This is a genomic window from Ruminococcus sp. AM31-15AC (genome assembly GCF_003462045.1).
Lineage (GTDB): Bacteria > Bacillota > Clostridia > Oscillospirales > Ruminococcaceae > Hominimerdicola > Hominimerdicola aceti.
This window is the reverse complement of record NZ_QTYG01000058.1, coordinates 1-14,355: the sequence shown is the minus strand read 5'-3', so window position 1 is coordinate 14,355 and position 14,355 is coordinate 1. Positions and strand designations below refer to the sequence as shown.

Below are 14,355 nucleotides of genomic sequence, written 5' to 3'. Positions count from 1 at the left end.
ATTGAAACAGATAGGTATTTCGAATCTGAATATAATCAGTTGACACATTTTAATAATATTGATTAAGGTGATTGTTGAAATGAAACAAATGGCAGAAAGTAATAATTATCTTATACTAAATGAATATGAAAAAGTATTTCTCAAATTAAAAGCAACATCTCAATTAATTTTAATTGGTGAATTCTATGGCGATCCAGATGTTGCTTTGATTTCAGACGATGAGACATACTGTGCTGTTGGTGGAGAAGGTGTGATTATTTATTATTTAAGAGATCCATTTGAGGAATTTTCCACCGATCACAAATCATCAAATCAATGGAAAATTTGGGGAAGAGACACCGATGAAGAAACAATGTGGGTGAGCAAAATAGATCAAATTGATAGTAAACATATTCGAGTTGAATTAGAAGATTCTGAAACCATACTATTATCTATTTTCTAACTTGCGTTTTGAACCTATATATGAGAAGATTCTAAGCTTATTCATTTGGTGATCAACGGCGAAGAGATTGTTACAACTGTTGACCACCCGTTCTATGTAAAAAATCAAGGCTTTATCAAAGCAGGAGAACTTGCAGTCGGTGATGAATTGCTTGACTCAAACAAAAACATTCTTTTGGTTGAAAATTTTGATGTCGAATTGACAGGCAAGCCTGTTACGGTGTATAATTTTCAAGTAGAGGATTACCATACATATCACGTTAGTGGTTTTGGTGTGTTGGTGCATAATGCTGGCGATGATTATGCTAAGCCTACTGAACCATATAATAGAAGAAAACATTATGGCAATACTCCAACGAAGAAAGACCGGCAGGTTGTGGGTGGTTCTCCAGATCATGATCCCCCATTGGTTAAACGATATTATGAAGGAGACCCTAGTACAGGTGAAAAGCCAGGTTATCAAATGACCGCCAGTGAACGAAGGGCAAGTGCACAAGATCGTAGTCGGATGAAGCCAGCAACTAGGTTAGAACAGAATTCGCAAGGTGGACGAATGTCACATTATTCAAAGGAGATGAAGAAAAAGTATGGACTTGATAAAAAAGATTGAAGAACATTATCTAATAAATTGGGGTGAGTGCACAGAGTATATTTTTAATGATAAAGAACCTATTCATAATTTGTTGCCATTTTTTAAAGTGCTGAAATTTAAACCCAATGAAAAAAGAAATTCATGGATATATGCAACTTGCGGGATGTCAGGGAAAGACAAAGAGCAAGGATTAGAATTATTTATACTAGCTCCAACCGAGAATAACTTTTTAATTAATTTGCTTGTAGCTATAGCACATTATTATGCTAGCGGAAATATGCTTGGTTTAGGACACACGGTTAATTTTGGCTGTGCTTGGTACGAAAAATCTAGATGTGACCATGGTTTAATTTCATTGCCTTACTTATACGGACCAGAACTTGAGTGGTTAGAAACTAAATCTATGAATATTAGGTTTTTATGGCTTATACCAATAACTGAGGAAGAATTACGATATAAAAAAGAAAATGGCTTAGAAGCATTAGAAAATATATTTGAAGAAACTGAATTTAACTATATTGATCCATTTCGTGACAGTGTAGTATAAGGCTAACGTCATTTCAACAGACCCTGAAACCTTTGAAATTGCCGAGAAAACAGTTCTTGAAACCTACATAAGAGAAGATTCTAAGCTTATTCATTTGGTGATCAACGGCAAAGAGATCATAACGACTGAAACTCACCCGTTTTATGTGAATGATCGTGGCTTTGTCAACGCAGGAGAACTTGCAGTCGGTGATGAATTGCTTGACTCAAACAAAAACATTCTTTTAGTTGAAAAATTTAATGTCGAGTTGACAGATAAACCTGTTATGGTGTATAATTTTCAGGTGGAGGATTTCCATACTTATTATGCTGGCGGATTAGGCGTGTTGGTGCATAATGCAAGTAATGAATATAAAACAAAGACTGTCCGTACCGCCAAGGGAGAAGAAAAAATTCCCATTGTTGATAAACCAGGCTCTCCTTCTTGGAAACAAGCAGTTAAAGAATTAAGATCTGCTAGAAAAAAGGAAACAATTATATTGCTTCAAATAGACAGCAAGCGGAACAACTTATAAATGAAGCAATGCCTGATTTGCCTAAAGCAGAAACATATGCAACAAATGCGCCAAAATCTAATTATCAAATTCACCCTATTGATAATGAATATAACATGCCACATATTTGTTATCATGATTGGGCAAAGGGAAAACATAATGGCTCTGCAGGACATATATTTTGGGAGGAATAGATATGGATATAAAAGAATTTAAATATGCTTGGAGATATACAAGCGAAAATTATGCGCTATTCTCTCCAAAGCAGCTATCAGAAATGAATGTTGTTAATGAAAACAAAGCAGTTGAAATTTGGAATAGTATATGCGATAATGAAATACTTCAAAAAAGTTCATATGTTCAAATGATGATTGATCATAAACTGACTGTTTTCATAGGTGACTGTGGTTGGGGCGATGAATCAATGGAGAGAGTAACTCAACAAAAATTAATGAGTTTATTCGAAAAAAGTATTTCAGACAAAGTAACATTGTTATATGATCATACTTCAGCAATAAGCATTACAGCATCTATTTTTTGTGAAAAATGGTCGGATTTTTGTTATCCTTCAGATGTGCTTCTTATTGTAAATAACAATATTGTTCTATTGTATTATGAAGATACATTATACGGACCTTTAGAATCCTTTGAAAATATAATATAATTACTATTTACAGAACATTTTTATCAACGATTTTGCAGGTACACCGATTTGAACTGTAAGTGTACTTGCTTCAACTGAAACGCACCCGTTTTATGTACAATGTAGAGGGTTTGTTGAGGCTGGTAAGCTGCTTGTTGGCGATAAACTTCTTGATGTAAACGGAAACATTCTTTTAGTTGAAAATTTTGATGTCGAGTTGACAGACGAACCTGTTAAGGTTTATAATTTTGGGGTAGAAGATTTCCATACTTATCATGTTAGTGGTTTTGGAGTGTTGGTGCATAATGCAAATGATTATGCAAATCCTCGTACACAAAATACATCTGATCTGAATATTCAAAAAATCAAGGAAACTAAATATGATGGAACAATAAGAACTGGTGGAAGAAGTGGAGGTTCAAGACCTCTTGAAGGCCAGCCGAATACCTATGTGAATACAGAGAGTGGACATAAATTGGTTTATGGGGCGGATGGTAGATTAAATTTGGATATTTCTACAAAGAGAGTCAAAGCAAGAGGCTATGATATTGCTCCGAACGGGCACTTATATCCACGTGATATGAATTTAATTGGTCCTGTTCCAAGAGAATTATTAGAAAATCGGTGATTAAAATGAAAATATATAAAAGCATAGTTGATGAGAGGATACTACATGATTTCTCTAAAATACAGGGCAGGTCTTTAATAAATCATGTTGCTAATTCATACGATATTGAAACGGCAATTAGTTTTGCTAGTTTGTTTTGTCCAGAGATCATTGAAGTTGATGATTGTATATTTATTTCTGAGTTCTATAATGGAAATATCATGGAATTAAGGAAACTTTATAAAAATACTAAAGATATTGAGATGTTCGTCAATAGTTGGTCATTGCAAAGTTTAGTCAAAGAATGTGACGTTATAAATAGTTCAGGTGACTATATTGAGGAGTTTGCAAAGGCAATTCAGTATTTTTGGCAACTCAGAGTTAATTCGCTTTTCCCAAGCAGAGATATCGTAGTAGCAATTGGCGAAGAAATTATGGGCGAGGAAGGAGTGGCAGTTACGTTATATCAAAAAGGTCAGCCTAAGTGATGCAAAAAAATATTACAGTAAAGACGTCTAATTAAAATATTTCACACCTACCGTGTTGACTTCTTTTGTGTGCTGGTACATAATTTTGGTAGAAAATATTCTCCTGCTAAGGACTTTAAGAGGGGTAGATTTTGATTTTAATAATACAAAACCTGCTGATACATCGGGTCAACACGATTTAATAGTAAAGTAATGATATAACGAGGTAATATTTTATGCAAAATGATATAAAAAAAGCGATAGAAGATATATACATAAACGGAAATACAGAATTATTTATTTCAAAGTGCAGGGACACAGTTGATTTTCTTGATGAACTATTGGAAAAAATAAAGACCAAATCTGAAAATGTTGAGAAGTTTTTTGATTCAAACGAGCCTTCTTCAGAGATTAGAATTGTTGTAAATAGGTGTTCTTTTTCAGAAGGTGAAATTGAATATGTTTCGCTACTGCAAATAAACAAGATAGTTAAGTATTTCTACCTTCAAGATGAATTTTCTATTGCCAATCCTGATACTGACGGAATGGATTTATATCTTGATGGATTCAGGAATGAGCCGTATAGTAAAAAGCAATTTGATGTTGATGAAACGATTTGCAATTTTCTCACAGAAAAAGGTTATTCAAGATTATATATTAATGATATGGACGAAGTATATCCAGGTATAAAAAAGTTTAAAGACAGAGAAGAAACTAACCAAATGACTGTGGGAAAAGCTTTGTTTATGGATATGTGGGAATTATGTAACAGTGATTAGATATTAGTTACGCAGATAACTCAAAGTTTCCAATGGTGTATAATTTTCAAGTAGAGGATTACCATACTTATCATGTTGGTTGTTTTTATGTGTTGGTGCATAATGCTGATTATAATCAATCGCCTAAGGAAATAATGGCTGAACGTACTAAGGGCTTGGACACTCGGGAACATTCCTATAAATATAAGCAGATTAGTGCCAAAGAAAAGTCAAGGTTAGAATCTAAGGTTAGAGATAGAACAATAACTAAAGATGAATATAAAACATTACGTTGGAATGAAAAGATGGCTACCAAACATCGAAATGGTGTAAATAAGTTTTGGAAACAGGAACGAGTCCGGCTTCAAAATGGTCAAAATGGTACTCGGACTGGTCACCTAAACAAAAGGCTGATATTCTTAAAGGTAAACGTCCAAAGCATAGTGGGAAAACTATACAAGGGCACCATTCTTATAGCGTATCCAAATATCCTCACTTAGCTGATAAGGGAGAGATAATATATACTGCCACTTTTAATGAACATTTTAATGGCTGGCTTGGTGGCAATTTCCGTAATAGTTTGCAAGGAGAACCCATTAAAACAATAATTGATTTTTAAGGAGATTACTATGAGAACTGTAGGCTTAAAACTGGAGAGTTCAGTATTCACAGCTACTATGGCTAAAATTATACGTAAATATCAAGAATTACCCATTTCACAAATCAAACAAATTGTTTCAAACAACGATTATGTGTATAAGTGTGATATTATACGTGCAAACGGAATAAAGACACTTTTACACGTAAAAAAAGATTTGTTCAAAGAAGGAATAAATAGCTATATTTATGTAGAGGGAAAGCTAACAAGTGAAGAATATCTGAATAATTTACTTGTATCATACAAGCAGACAGAAGAGCAAGTTGAGGAAGAAATGGATAGAGAAGCATTATTAGAAGATGATGAGTGAATCTAGTTTTTATTTATGAACTTAGGCTTTATTATTGAACGCAAATCAGTGGAGCTATCACATTTGTAATGGGAGGCTTTGACACTCTCGCATTAGGTTCAAAGATATTGTTTGGTGACAACTGGTTTAGTGACTTTAATGCGGCTTTGCATGAGAGTTCTATATACAATATAGCTCAGACGACTATAGCAAGTGTAGCTGTTTTCACCGGCGGAATGAACAGCGGATTTAACAAGGCAGCTAACAGTGCAGGAGTTAAACCGTCATGTTTTGTGGCGGGAACGCTTGTAATGGCGGTTGCCGGAATGGTTGCCATAGAAACGATAAAGTCAGGAGATAAAGTCATTTCAACAGACCCTGAAACAATGAAAACTTCTCCTAAAACTGTCCTTGAAACATATATAAGAGAAGATTCCAAACTAATTCACCTAGTTATAAATTGAAATACATCATGATAATCAAAATCCCAATGGACCATTTTATGAAAAAGCTCAAACTGATCATCGACTAAGTGGTAATTATAAAAAAATCGCCCTCACTATAATGAAGGAAGTAAAATTAATCGTGCTCAATGGCGTCAGCAAAAGAAAAATTATTGGAAAAATGAGTGGGATTCGGGAAGGTGGAAATAAATGAATAATTATAAGTATTTTAGTGATGTCTTAAAGAATGGATACTTCACAGAAACACCATGTCAGTTTTGTGGAAGTTCTGAACATTGTCTTGAAGGATCTTTTTTTGACAGAGATGACAATCTTGTATCTATATGTCTCAATTGCTTTGATAAACGAAAAGTAAGTGTAGATATTCCTAGCTATATAGCAGACAGAGTTGTAAAAAAACAAAATGAAAAAGTAACTGAATTGAGTTTTTGTCCACCTGTACCTTGGATTCAAAATAACGATTGGCCTGTTTGCTGTGATGATTATATGACATATATAGGTGAGTGGGAAAGGGAAGATTTTATCAAAAATTCTACAAACGGTGATGGATTGTCTTTACTAAAAGAACTTTTGATTGATGAACTAAAGAATAATGTTGAAAGTTACGAAGCACTTTGGGCGGATTTAGGATATGAAACTGCTGCATTTGTTTTTAAATGTTCAAAATGTGGAAATAAAGTGGTTGTATGTCAAGATTATTGATGATATCATTTTGTAGATTAAAAAGGAGAAGATTATGGGACTTATAGGAATAAAGGCTGCAAAAAATGATTTTAATGCAGCTATAGCAAAAATCGTAAGAAAATATAGGGATATGTCACTGTCTGAGATCAAGAAGATAGTGTTGGAGGGTAATTATTTATATGAGTGTGATTATGTTGATGAGCAGGGTGTCAAGGCGATACTGTCTATTAATTAGGAGCTGAATAAGAGCGGGATAGCGACTGTTATTTACGAGCACGACCGGATAACGGACCGTGAATTTTTAAATAACTTGCTAGGCTCATATGCTGAAACTGCGGAGCAGGTAGAGGAAGAAATGGACAGAGAGGCATTGTTAGAAAAAAATCTCATGTGTTTGTGACGTGCTTGCTGAAGTTAATGGTTTTGATAATATTTCTGATTTTTATTATCTAAAAAAATATTGCCGAACTAATAAAAATAAAGAAACTTTGTAAAAAGCATTCCGTTAATAAGTATGTGAGTATGGACATAAAAATTTTCTTATAAGGCACAAAATGCAAAAGTGTTTGAACTTTAACAGAACCTGATGAAAATTATAAGGAAATATTGGGAATGGCACTGTTAAGAAAATCAAATAAGGAGAAAATAAGGCAATCAAATGAGAATAAAACATTTTGGTGGAACTGAATATGCAAATAATATTTCTGAATTTTCGGAAATATTACAAAAAAGGTATGGCAATGATGTCAACGAGTTTTGGATCACTAATGATACTCAAGATAATCCTTGTTTAGTGATATTGGTAAACAAAGAAATGGCGAACATCACTTATTTCCCAGATGGGGAATCACTCGGTTTTCAGTCAGTTGGTTGCCAAACCGGTCAGACCAATGAATATTGTATTTTTTATACTAATACACCTGAGGAAGAAATTGAAATCAGCAGAGATTCAATTATCTCAGTAAATAAAGCTTTCGAGGCAGCCAAAAAATTTTTTTATAAACGTGAAATGCCAGATAATATTGAATGGGCTGAAAATTAAAGGTTTACAATTTTCAGGTGGAGGATTTCCATACTTATCATGTTTGTACATTGGGCGTGTTGGTGCATAATGCGGGAAAGAATTACGCTTCCTTAGAACCAGATAAGTATACTGAACTTACACAATCGGAAGTAAAGGATATATTAAAAGAACGAGGATTAGATGAGCGAGCAGCTCAGAATCTTATAGATTCGTTTGATGGACCTATTTATAAAAGAGAAGGTTTCGAAGGGGAAACATTTACGATTACGGAATCAAATGCCGGAGAAGCATCTGGAGTATTTGTTACAAGAGAATCTGCAGGTGTAACTCCTACAGAAAGAATTAATAACTTGGCACTGCCGCCGAATAATACTGCGATGGCTGAAAGCACAGTGCAACTAACAAGATCGCAGATTTTGCTTGAGGGAAAGGTAGCTGCACAACCTGATTGGACAGTTATTGCTGATGATGGTATACCGAGGAGCGGTGGCGGTTGGCAAGTTGTTACTGACGGTGGAAAATACAATGGTGCGATTGAGAGGTAAATCTAAAATGAAAGATAAATTACTTAAATTACATGACTATCTATTAAGTAATGGTTATATAAAAGATGCCGATAGAATATACAGTATACTTGAAGAATATGAAAATGAAAATAAATTGTCCGATCTTTCCGCTCAAAAACTGATTGTTATGTGTAATCCGAAATATCTTGGAAACTATTATATTCGCGAATTTGATGATTTATACAAATGGTGGAATTTTCTGGCTGAGATTGTTTCGGGTATTAGATAATAATTTTAATATATATCAGTTGACCACCCGTTCTATGTAAAAGATAAGGGCTTTATCAATGCAGGTGAACTTAAAATTAATGATGAGCTCCTTGATTCTAACGGTAACATACTTTTAATTGAAAATTTGGCAATTGAGTTGACAAAAAACCTACTGTTGTATACAATTTTCAAGTTGAAGATTTTCATACTTATTATGTTGGTGGCTTTCGCATACTTGTACATAATGCAGGGGATGCATATAAACGTCCATCGGGTTATCGTAAAGGCGTTAGGGATAAAACATGGGAAGAAGCAAAGGCGAATTCTCCTGATGAAATTGTTCGTGATCCTAAAACAGGAAAACCAATTAACCCCAATGAGCCTTGGAATATGGGGCATAAACCTGGTTATGAGTTTAGAAAACATCGAGCAAGTGCACAGGAACGTGGTATAGACAGAAAACAGTTTTTAGATGAACACAATGATTCGTCCCACTATCGCCCAGAACTTCCAAGTTCAAATAGAAGTCATTCTTGTGAAGATATGACAGATCAATATTTAGGACCATGATTTTAGCTTATTTGTCATAAGCTTGAATTGGTAGTTAAATAACTATTATTGCATCAGTTGGTATTTAAAGTATGTATATAACAACATAAATTTTTGGAGGTGAAATATGGAAAATATGCAAAACAAAAAAGAGATTTTTAAAATCATTCACGAGGCCGTAAAACTAACACCGAAGGTTATTTCATATTCTGATGAAACCGAAAGTCATAAGATCGATATATACATTGGTGAAAATAGGCCAGATGTTGGCCTTACAACATATTCAACTATTGGTTTGTCAGAGTATCCAATAGAAATTGTGGATAGACAAGGAAGAGAAATCAGGGTGGAATTTATAGGTATGTGCACGAGTGAGTTCACAAGTTTTCCTAATATATTAGCGTCCTGTGCGTTCAATATTATTAAGGATCATTATTCGTACACTCCTGGAATGGTGAACATGAATGTTATTGATGATTATTATAAAAACTTAGAAATGAGGCATATTTATTACACTATCCCGTCATACTGGGAGGATTTGCAAGGCCATCTTATTGACGGTCATATAGTAAACTGGCTGTTTGCAATACCTATCTCGGACAATGAACTGGATTATTTAAACGAAAATGGTGTAGACGCTTTTGAAGACTTGTTGGAAAGCAATGATACTGAGGTATATGATTTGTATCGAAGGTCTATCATCTAAATGACACCTTATTGTGAACAGCGAAGAAGTCGTTACAACTGTTGACCATCCGACCACCCGTTCTATGTAAAAAATCAAGGCTTTATCAAAGCAGGAGAACTGATAGTTGGTGATGAACTCCTTGATGTAAACGGAAATGTTCTTTTAGTTGAAAATTTTGATGTTGAGTTGACAAAAGAACCTGTTAAGGTTTATAATTTTGAGGTAGAAGATTTTCATACTTATCATGTTGGTGAGTTTAGAATACTTGTACATAACGCAGATTACGAAATTACATTATCAAGAGAAAAGTATCCAGAGTCTGCAAAACACATTGAGGATGCAATAAAAAATGGACAATCGAGGGAACTTACAATAAATAGAAGTGGAGCAAAGTCTAATAGAAAAGCGTCACTAAAGGGAATTAGCAAAGTTCCAGGTAAGGATTTGGATGAGTATCCTTTTGCAATGTGTAAAGAAGGAGGCAAAGGGGCTCATGTTCGTGCAATCAAAAGATCCGATAATAGAGGTTCAGGTTCTTTTATTGGGCATAAACTAAGGGGTCTCCCCGATGGGGCTACATTTGAAATAATAATTGTTGATTAATGGAGGTTAATGAAAATGCAGGAAAATAATAAATTGTGGTTAGAGATCAAGGAAATGTTTGAAACGTCACAGACAGAGGTAACGATATTTAATAGTGCTGGGTCAGACAGTGCTAAAATATGTGATATGCTTAGAGTAACTTCTGCGTCTGCTATGGGTGCTGTCATGCTGAACACATCAGGAGTTGTATTTGATGATTGGATAAGACTTTATGGCGGTGATACATCTGATAGGGTAGGCATATCTAAAATAAATTTGCTGTCTAACAACGGTACACCTGAGAGGGTCAAACAAATGCTTATCGTTGCCACTGATGTTGTGGGCGGTATATTTGCAATCAATTCAGGCAAATTTGATGAGGGCATAGGCGATGTGTGGTATTTTGCTCCTGATACTTTGGATTGGGAAGACCTTGAGTTAAGATACTCTGAATTTATTGCCTGGCTCGCTCAGGGGAATATAGATGAATTTTATAGTTCAATGAGGTGGACAAATTGGCGAGAATCTGCAAAGAATGTGGAATTTGATAAAGCCATTTTGATATATCCGTTTCTTTGGTCCGAAGAAGTTAACATTGAAACCGCGTCAAAATCAATAGTTCCATTTGACGAGTTGTTTGCTACAAACATGGAATATAGAGAAAAATTTGGCATTGGCGATTAATAGATCTTAATTGGAGATTAATTTCTGAACTAATAGTTGGTGATGAACTTCTTGATGTAAACGGAAATGTTCTTTTAGTTGAAACAAAGATACATAGTAGTTTTCACCATTCAGGTGGTGCAACAATATTAAGAAATGTTAAATAACATTAGGAGGATTAAAAATGGACATTATCGAATTAGAAGAAGTCGGAAACAAAATAAATGTTTTGGATATAAGTAAATTTGAAGATAATTTTAAAGTAAAACTGCCCGAAGATTATAAAAACTTTTTACTTAAAAATAATGGTGGCTATCCAGCAGAATTGTTATTCACGCCTGACTTTATTGAGACAGATCCAATGATGAAAGTGGAAAACAGACAGGGGACAGATGTTGAAAAGTTTTTATCTCTTAATGAAGTGTCATTTGAATATGAGGATATTTTGGATGAAGATTACATTCCAAACGAATATGTCCCAATTGCACGCACTTCCTTTGGAAATTTGCTTCTCATATATGTAGGTACAGAAAAGCAATATGGAGGAGTTTATTTTGCTAATCATGATTTGTATGATAGCGAAAATGACTGCTTTACTATTTCAAATGTTGCCAAATCTTTTACCGACTTTATCAACGCTTTGTATGTTGATGATTTAGAGCAATAAATAATCAAGTCATTGTAATCTTAGCAGTGTAGGTGTGGAATGTTATAAGGTGGTAAAAAGAGATGTTTGAGAAATTTTATGATTTTGTAGGTGTTGAAAACAAAAATAATGTGACCGATATGTCTGGATTTATGGACATTTATGGCGGAGAAACATTTTTGAATGGTTTGTATCGTATACACAATAAAAATGATGTAAAAAAGTGGAATGAGATACTCAAGAGAGCTTTCCCTAAATTCAAAAATGATATACAGGTATTCGGATATGATTGGTTAGGCAGAAATTTTGCACTGGATACGCAAAAAGATGTAGTCTTGATATTTGAACCAGGCACAGGAGAGATTCTTAACACTGGGGAAAACTTTGTGAATTTCCATGATAGTGAGATACCGCAATATCATGACGCTTGCTTGGCGTCTGAGTTCTTCAATGAATGGTTTGAGGCAAATGGCAATTTTGTTTTGCCTCACAATAAATGTGTGGGTTACAAAGTACCACTATTCCTCAATGGGGAAGATGACATAGAAAATCTTGAAGTATCCGATATGGAAGTATATTGGGAAATAATGATGCCATTGATAAATCTTTAACTAGTTACTTACGGAGGAATAAAAATGCCAAGCAACCAAGAAAAAGTCTCACAGCTTTTAGATACTATTAGGAGTTGTAGTAAAATACAACTGTATAAACTCTGACTATTATTGAGAGCAAAGACGATTTTTACGACGAGTACTACTACATGAAGCCCGAATGTGAAAAAAGCGGTTGGGAGAAATTCAAAGACGGCTGCAAAAAGGTCGGCGAGTGGTGTAAGAAACATTGGAAAGAGATTCTCATCACAGTAACAATTGTAATAGGAGCAGTATTAGCTATAGTTGCTGTTGTTGCCACTGGCGGAATGGCTCTTGTGCCATTATTAACCACTGTGCTTACAACGTTTGGAGTTTCTGCAGGCCTTGCTACAACAATTGCAACGATAACTAGTCTTTCTGTTGCCTCAATAGCGATACTTTCAACTCTTGGTTCAAGTACATTAAATATAATTGACACATGGTGGAATATTGATAATTCAGTTTTTAATACATTTCAAAATATATTAAATTGGACAAGTACAATATCGAATTGTTTTTATTCCATTGGTTCTATTTATAGTAGTGTAAAAGGAATTTCAAATGCTGATTTAAGAAATTATGGAAAGCAATGGACAACTAATCCTCAATTTCGTTCAGCCATAAGCGGTGCAAGTGAATATAATTTCACACTTAAATCTGATTCGTCAACTTTCTGGTCTGGAATTGGAGATGAGGGTATATGTAACGGAGATCAAATAGCGGCAAATTGTGCGGATAAAATGGGAAGATCTACTTTGTAAACAACTCTTTCATCGAAGGGTATTGAACTTCCAAATTGGGATGTTTCCAATCCTTCTACAATAAGCGCATGGAATAGTGCTTCTTCCTCCTACACAATGCATTCTTCAGGGAATGTGGAAGCGTTACTCGGAAATACTATTCGACCAACCAGTGTATGGAATGTCTTTGAACGTACTATTTTAAGAATAAATCCTAATGTAGGAAATATCACAATATATACGCCTACTGCAGTTAATGTGATTACGCATACTACTCAGGTTGGTTCATTAATAAGGAGTTTGTTTATAGGAACTTCTCAAACGGGAATATTATTAAATGATTGGAATAAAAAAATGAAAGAAATTAAAATTACAGGTACGAAATGGTATGTCGATATTGAGTACAAAGAGAATATCGCAAGATTTGGTGGGGAAATGTGCGTAGATGGTTTTTATGCAACAGTAAATAGTATATCTTGGATAAAACATCAAGGATATATCGAGAAGAATGAATTGACTGAACTTATCAAAGCGGTGCGAAAGCAAAATAAGAATAGTTCATTCAAAATTGAGTTTGTAAATGATGATGAAAGCGAATGTAAATAATATTTGCTGGATTTTTTACCGGGTAAAGGAGTGGTTTATGAGATACAATAATGAAGTATTTGTAAAATATAGAATAGATAAAGATTCAATTGTTTTTTGGACTTCGGACATTAATGAAAATATTTCCGATGTTGTGACTATTGACTAAAATGTGGCTGATGCTATTGATTTTGCAATTGCTCTAAATGTGCAACATGGTTCTAATTATGAGAATATTGAATTACATTTTGGATTCTCACGAGAAGAGGGAATCTTTTTAATGGGGAAAATTCTCCAACTGTTGAAGAGTTTAAAAGGAGAGCAAATGAATTGGGTTCGGAGGTTATGAAAGATTTTGTTCATGAGGCATTACAGTATGTTGAATTTAATGATAATTTAGACATTGTGGATTTTGCTAATGGAAGTACTGATAGAATGATATCCTATAGTGGAGATATTATTTCGACAAGGTATGACGATCAGGAGTTTTTATCTGATATTGATCCGAATAATATACAGTATAAATTTGAGAACAGTAACAGTAATTTTCTGAAAGTTCAACAGGAATATAATAAGGCTGTAATGGATGGCAGAATCGATCCTAAATCGGAGTTCATATTAAATAATGGTGGTATTGATCAAATTCGCAATAATATAAATTACGATGTTAAATCTACTTTGGGTGCTTATATTGATGGTGAACTTGTAGGAGAAAAAACTGTAATGGATGGCAGAATCGATCCTAAATCGGAGTTCATATTAAATAATGGTGGTATTGATCAAATTCGCAATAATATAAATTACGATGTTAAATCTACTTTGGGTGC

23 protein-coding genes and 4 pseudogenes are annotated in these 14,355 nt (G+C 34.2%); all 27 read left to right on the top strand.

Going from position 1 to position 14,355, the window contains the following annotated elements; translation table 11 throughout:
* Nucleotides 1–79: 79 nt before the first annotated feature.
* The gene (locus DW793_RS12440; protein ID WP_117865550.1) at nucleotides 80–442 is read left to right on the top strand and encodes a hypothetical protein; all 363 of its coding nucleotides are present in this window, start codon (nucleotides 80–82) and stop codon (nucleotides 440–442) included.
* 48 nt (nucleotides 443–490) lie between these two features.
* The gene (locus DW793_RS12435; protein WP_252969885.1) at nucleotides 491–1,051 is read left to right on the top strand and encodes a polymorphic toxin-type HINT domain-containing protein; all 561 of its coding nucleotides are present in this window, start codon (nucleotides 491–493) and stop codon (nucleotides 1,049–1,051) included.
* Complete coding sequence (locus DW793_RS12430) at nucleotides 1,029–1,580, top strand: suppressor of fused domain protein (protein ID WP_118158321.1); 552 nt, start codon at nucleotides 1,029–1,031, stop codon at nucleotides 1,578–1,580. The genes DW793_RS12435 and DW793_RS12430 overlap by 23 nt, the downstream gene beginning before the upstream one ends.
* Before the next feature lie 7 nt (nucleotides 1,581–1,587).
* Nucleotides 1,588–2,094, top strand: a pseudogene (locus tag DW793_RS12425) (polymorphic toxin-type HINT domain-containing protein); the annotation flags it as partial.
* A gap of 175 nt (nucleotides 2,095–2,269) precedes the next feature.
* On the top strand, nucleotides 2,270–2,737 hold the full coding sequence (locus DW793_RS12415) for a hypothetical protein (RefSeq protein ID WP_117925367.1): 468 nt from the start codon (nucleotides 2,270–2,272) through the stop codon (nucleotides 2,735–2,737).
* A gap of 70 nt (nucleotides 2,738–2,807) precedes the next feature.
* Nucleotides 2,808–3,344: pseudogene (locus DW793_RS16005) on the top strand (polymorphic toxin-type HINT domain-containing protein); the annotation flags it as partial.
* 5 nt (nucleotides 3,345–3,349) lie between these two features.
* Entirely contained in the window at nucleotides 3,350–3,811 is a 462-nt protein-coding gene (locus DW793_RS12405; protein ID WP_118158319.1) for a hypothetical protein, read from the top strand.
* A 215-nt stretch (nucleotides 3,812–4,026) separates the two neighbouring features.
* Complete coding sequence (locus DW793_RS12400) at nucleotides 4,027–4,569, top strand: hypothetical protein (protein WP_118158318.1); 543 nt, start codon at nucleotides 4,027–4,029, stop codon at nucleotides 4,567–4,569.
* Nucleotides 4,570–4,888: 319 nt separating this feature from the next.
* Complete coding sequence (locus DW793_RS14795; RefSeq protein ID WP_181988374.1) at nucleotides 4,889–5,167, top strand: hypothetical protein; 279 nt, start codon at nucleotides 4,889–4,891, stop codon at nucleotides 5,165–5,167.
* Between the two features lie 10 nt (nucleotides 5,168–5,177).
* Nucleotides 5,178–5,516, top strand: coding sequence for a hypothetical protein (locus tag DW793_RS12390; RefSeq protein WP_118158316.1), 339 nt, complete (start codon nucleotides 5,178–5,180; stop codon nucleotides 5,514–5,516).
* A 68-nt stretch (nucleotides 5,517–5,584) separates the two neighbouring features.
* Nucleotides 5,585–5,959, top strand: a complete 375-nt coding sequence (locus tag DW793_RS12385; RefSeq protein WP_118158315.1) for a polymorphic toxin-type HINT domain-containing protein — start codon at nucleotides 5,585–5,587, stop codon at nucleotides 5,957–5,959.
* A gap of 189 nt (nucleotides 5,960–6,148) precedes the next feature.
* A complete protein-coding gene (locus tag DW793_RS12380) occupies nucleotides 6,149–6,661 on the top strand; it encodes a CbrC family protein (RefSeq protein ID WP_118158314.1) in 513 nt (170 codons plus the stop codon).
* 34 nt (nucleotides 6,662–6,695) lie between these two features.
* Complete coding sequence (locus DW793_RS12375; RefSeq protein ID WP_118124870.1) at nucleotides 6,696–6,878, top strand: hypothetical protein; 183 nt, start codon at nucleotides 6,696–6,698, stop codon at nucleotides 6,876–6,878.
* A 423-nt stretch (nucleotides 6,879–7,301) separates the two neighbouring features.
* Complete coding sequence (locus DW793_RS12370; protein WP_118124869.1) at nucleotides 7,302–7,685, top strand: hypothetical protein; 384 nt, start codon at nucleotides 7,302–7,304, stop codon at nucleotides 7,683–7,685.
* A gap of 62 nt (nucleotides 7,686–7,747) precedes the next feature.
* The gene (locus tag DW793_RS12365; protein WP_181988373.1) at nucleotides 7,748–8,212 is read left to right on the top strand and encodes a hypothetical protein; all 465 of its coding nucleotides are present in this window, start codon (nucleotides 7,748–7,750) and stop codon (nucleotides 8,210–8,212) included.
* A gap of 7 nt (nucleotides 8,213–8,219) precedes the next feature.
* Entirely contained in the window at nucleotides 8,220–8,462 is a 243-nt protein-coding gene (locus tag DW793_RS12360) for a hypothetical protein (protein ID WP_147340069.1), read from the top strand.
* Between the two features lie 12 nt (nucleotides 8,463–8,474).
* Nucleotides 8,475–8,612, top strand: a pseudogene (locus DW793_RS16000) (polymorphic toxin-type HINT domain-containing protein); the annotation flags it as partial.
* A gap of 62 nt (nucleotides 8,613–8,674) precedes the next feature.
* Nucleotides 8,675–9,013, top strand: a complete 339-nt coding sequence (locus tag DW793_RS12350) for an HNH/ENDO VII family nuclease (protein ID WP_118158312.1) — start codon at nucleotides 8,675–8,677, stop codon at nucleotides 9,011–9,013.
* A gap of 106 nt (nucleotides 9,014–9,119) precedes the next feature.
* Entirely contained in the window at nucleotides 9,120–9,698 is a 579-nt protein-coding gene (locus DW793_RS12345; RefSeq protein ID WP_242989022.1) for a suppressor of fused domain protein, read from the top strand.
* A 4-nt stretch (nucleotides 9,699–9,702) separates the two neighbouring features.
* Nucleotides 9,703–9,965 (top strand): annotated as a pseudogene (locus DW793_RS15480) (polymorphic toxin-type HINT domain-containing protein); the annotation flags it as partial.
* Nucleotides 9,942–10,283, top strand: a complete 342-nt coding sequence (locus DW793_RS12340; RefSeq protein ID WP_252969884.1) for a NucA/NucB deoxyribonuclease domain-containing protein — start codon at nucleotides 9,942–9,944, stop codon at nucleotides 10,281–10,283. The pseudogene DW793_RS15480 and the gene DW793_RS12340, both read left to right, overlap by 24 nt.
* A gap of 15 nt (nucleotides 10,284–10,298) precedes the next feature.
* Nucleotides 10,299–10,946, top strand: a complete 648-nt coding sequence (locus DW793_RS12335) for a DUF2625 family protein (RefSeq protein ID WP_181988372.1) — start codon at nucleotides 10,299–10,301, stop codon at nucleotides 10,944–10,946.
* A gap of 163 nt (nucleotides 10,947–11,109) precedes the next feature.
* Nucleotides 11,110–11,592, top strand: a complete 483-nt coding sequence (locus DW793_RS12330; RefSeq protein ID WP_118158309.1) for an SMI1/KNR4 family protein — start codon at nucleotides 11,110–11,112, stop codon at nucleotides 11,590–11,592.
* Nucleotides 11,593–11,654: 62 nt separating this feature from the next.
* Nucleotides 11,655–12,182 (top strand): T6SS immunity protein Tdi1 domain-containing protein, encoded by a 528-nt coding sequence (locus DW793_RS12325; protein ID WP_118158308.1) that lies wholly within the window; start codon nucleotides 11,655–11,657, stop codon nucleotides 12,180–12,182.
* A 149-nt stretch (nucleotides 12,183–12,331) separates the two neighbouring features.
* Complete coding sequence (locus DW793_RS14790; RefSeq protein ID WP_181988371.1) at nucleotides 12,332–12,964, top strand: hypothetical protein; 633 nt, start codon at nucleotides 12,332–12,334, stop codon at nucleotides 12,962–12,964.
* Nucleotides 12,965–13,078: 114 nt separating this feature from the next.
* Nucleotides 13,079–13,549 carry a hypothetical protein gene (locus DW793_RS12315; protein ID WP_147342207.1) on the top strand — a complete coding sequence of 157 codons (471 nt, stop codon included), beginning with the start codon at nucleotides 13,079–13,081 and terminating at the stop codon, nucleotides 13,547–13,549.
* A gap of 324 nt (nucleotides 13,550–13,873) precedes the next feature.
* On the top strand, nucleotides 13,874–14,355 hold a 482-nt coding region (locus DW793_RS12310; protein ID WP_147342206.1), incomplete at its 3' end, for a hypothetical protein.

Bases quoted from the DNA above. Each gene is read 5' to 3' on its own strand.
- DW793_RS12440 (WP_117865550.1), top strand. From the start codon at position 80: ATGAAACAAATGGCAGAAAGTAATAATTATCTTATACTAAATGAATAT.
- DW793_RS12430 (WP_118158321.1), top strand. From the start codon at position 1,029: ATGGACTTGATAAAAAAGATTGAAGAACATTATCTAATAAATTGGGGT.
- DW793_RS12415 (WP_117925367.1), top strand. From the start codon at position 2,270: ATGGATATAAAAGAATTTAAATATGCTTGGAGATATACAAGCGAAAAT.
- DW793_RS12405 (WP_118158319.1), top strand. From the start codon at position 3,350: ATGAAAATATATAAAAGCATAGTTGATGAGAGGATACTACATGATTTC.
- DW793_RS12400 (WP_118158318.1), top strand. From the start codon at position 4,027: ATGCAAAATGATATAAAAAAAGCGATAGAAGATATATACATAAACGGA.
- DW793_RS12390 (WP_118158316.1), top strand. From the start codon at position 5,178: ATGAGAACTGTAGGCTTAAAACTGGAGAGTTCAGTATTCACAGCTACT.
- DW793_RS12385 (WP_118158315.1), top strand. From the start codon at position 5,585: ATGGGAGGCTTTGACACTCTCGCATTAGGTTCAAAGATATTGTTTGGT.
- DW793_RS12380 (WP_118158314.1), top strand. From the start codon at position 6,149: ATGAATAATTATAAGTATTTTAGTGATGTCTTAAAGAATGGATACTTC.
- DW793_RS12375 (WP_118124870.1), top strand. From the start codon at position 6,696: ATGGGACTTATAGGAATAAAGGCTGCAAAAAATGATTTTAATGCAGCT.
- DW793_RS12370 (WP_118124869.1), top strand. From the start codon at position 7,302: ATGAGAATAAAACATTTTGGTGGAACTGAATATGCAAATAATATTTCT.
- DW793_RS12360 (WP_147340069.1), top strand. From the start codon at position 8,220: ATGAAAGATAAATTACTTAAATTACATGACTATCTATTAAGTAATGGT.
- DW793_RS12345 (WP_242989022.1), top strand. From the start codon at position 9,120: ATGGAAAATATGCAAAACAAAAAAGAGATTTTTAAAATCATTCACGAG.
- DW793_RS12335 (WP_181988372.1), top strand. From the start codon at position 10,299: ATGCAGGAAAATAATAAATTGTGGTTAGAGATCAAGGAAATGTTTGAA.
- DW793_RS12330 (WP_118158309.1), top strand. From the start codon at position 11,110: ATGGACATTATCGAATTAGAAGAAGTCGGAAACAAAATAAATGTTTTG.
- DW793_RS12325 (WP_118158308.1), top strand. From the start codon at position 11,655: ATGTTTGAGAAATTTTATGATTTTGTAGGTGTTGAAAACAAAAATAAT.
- DW793_RS14790 (WP_181988371.1), top strand. From the start codon at position 12,332: ATGAAGCCCGAATGTGAAAAAAGCGGTTGGGAGAAATTCAAAGACGGC.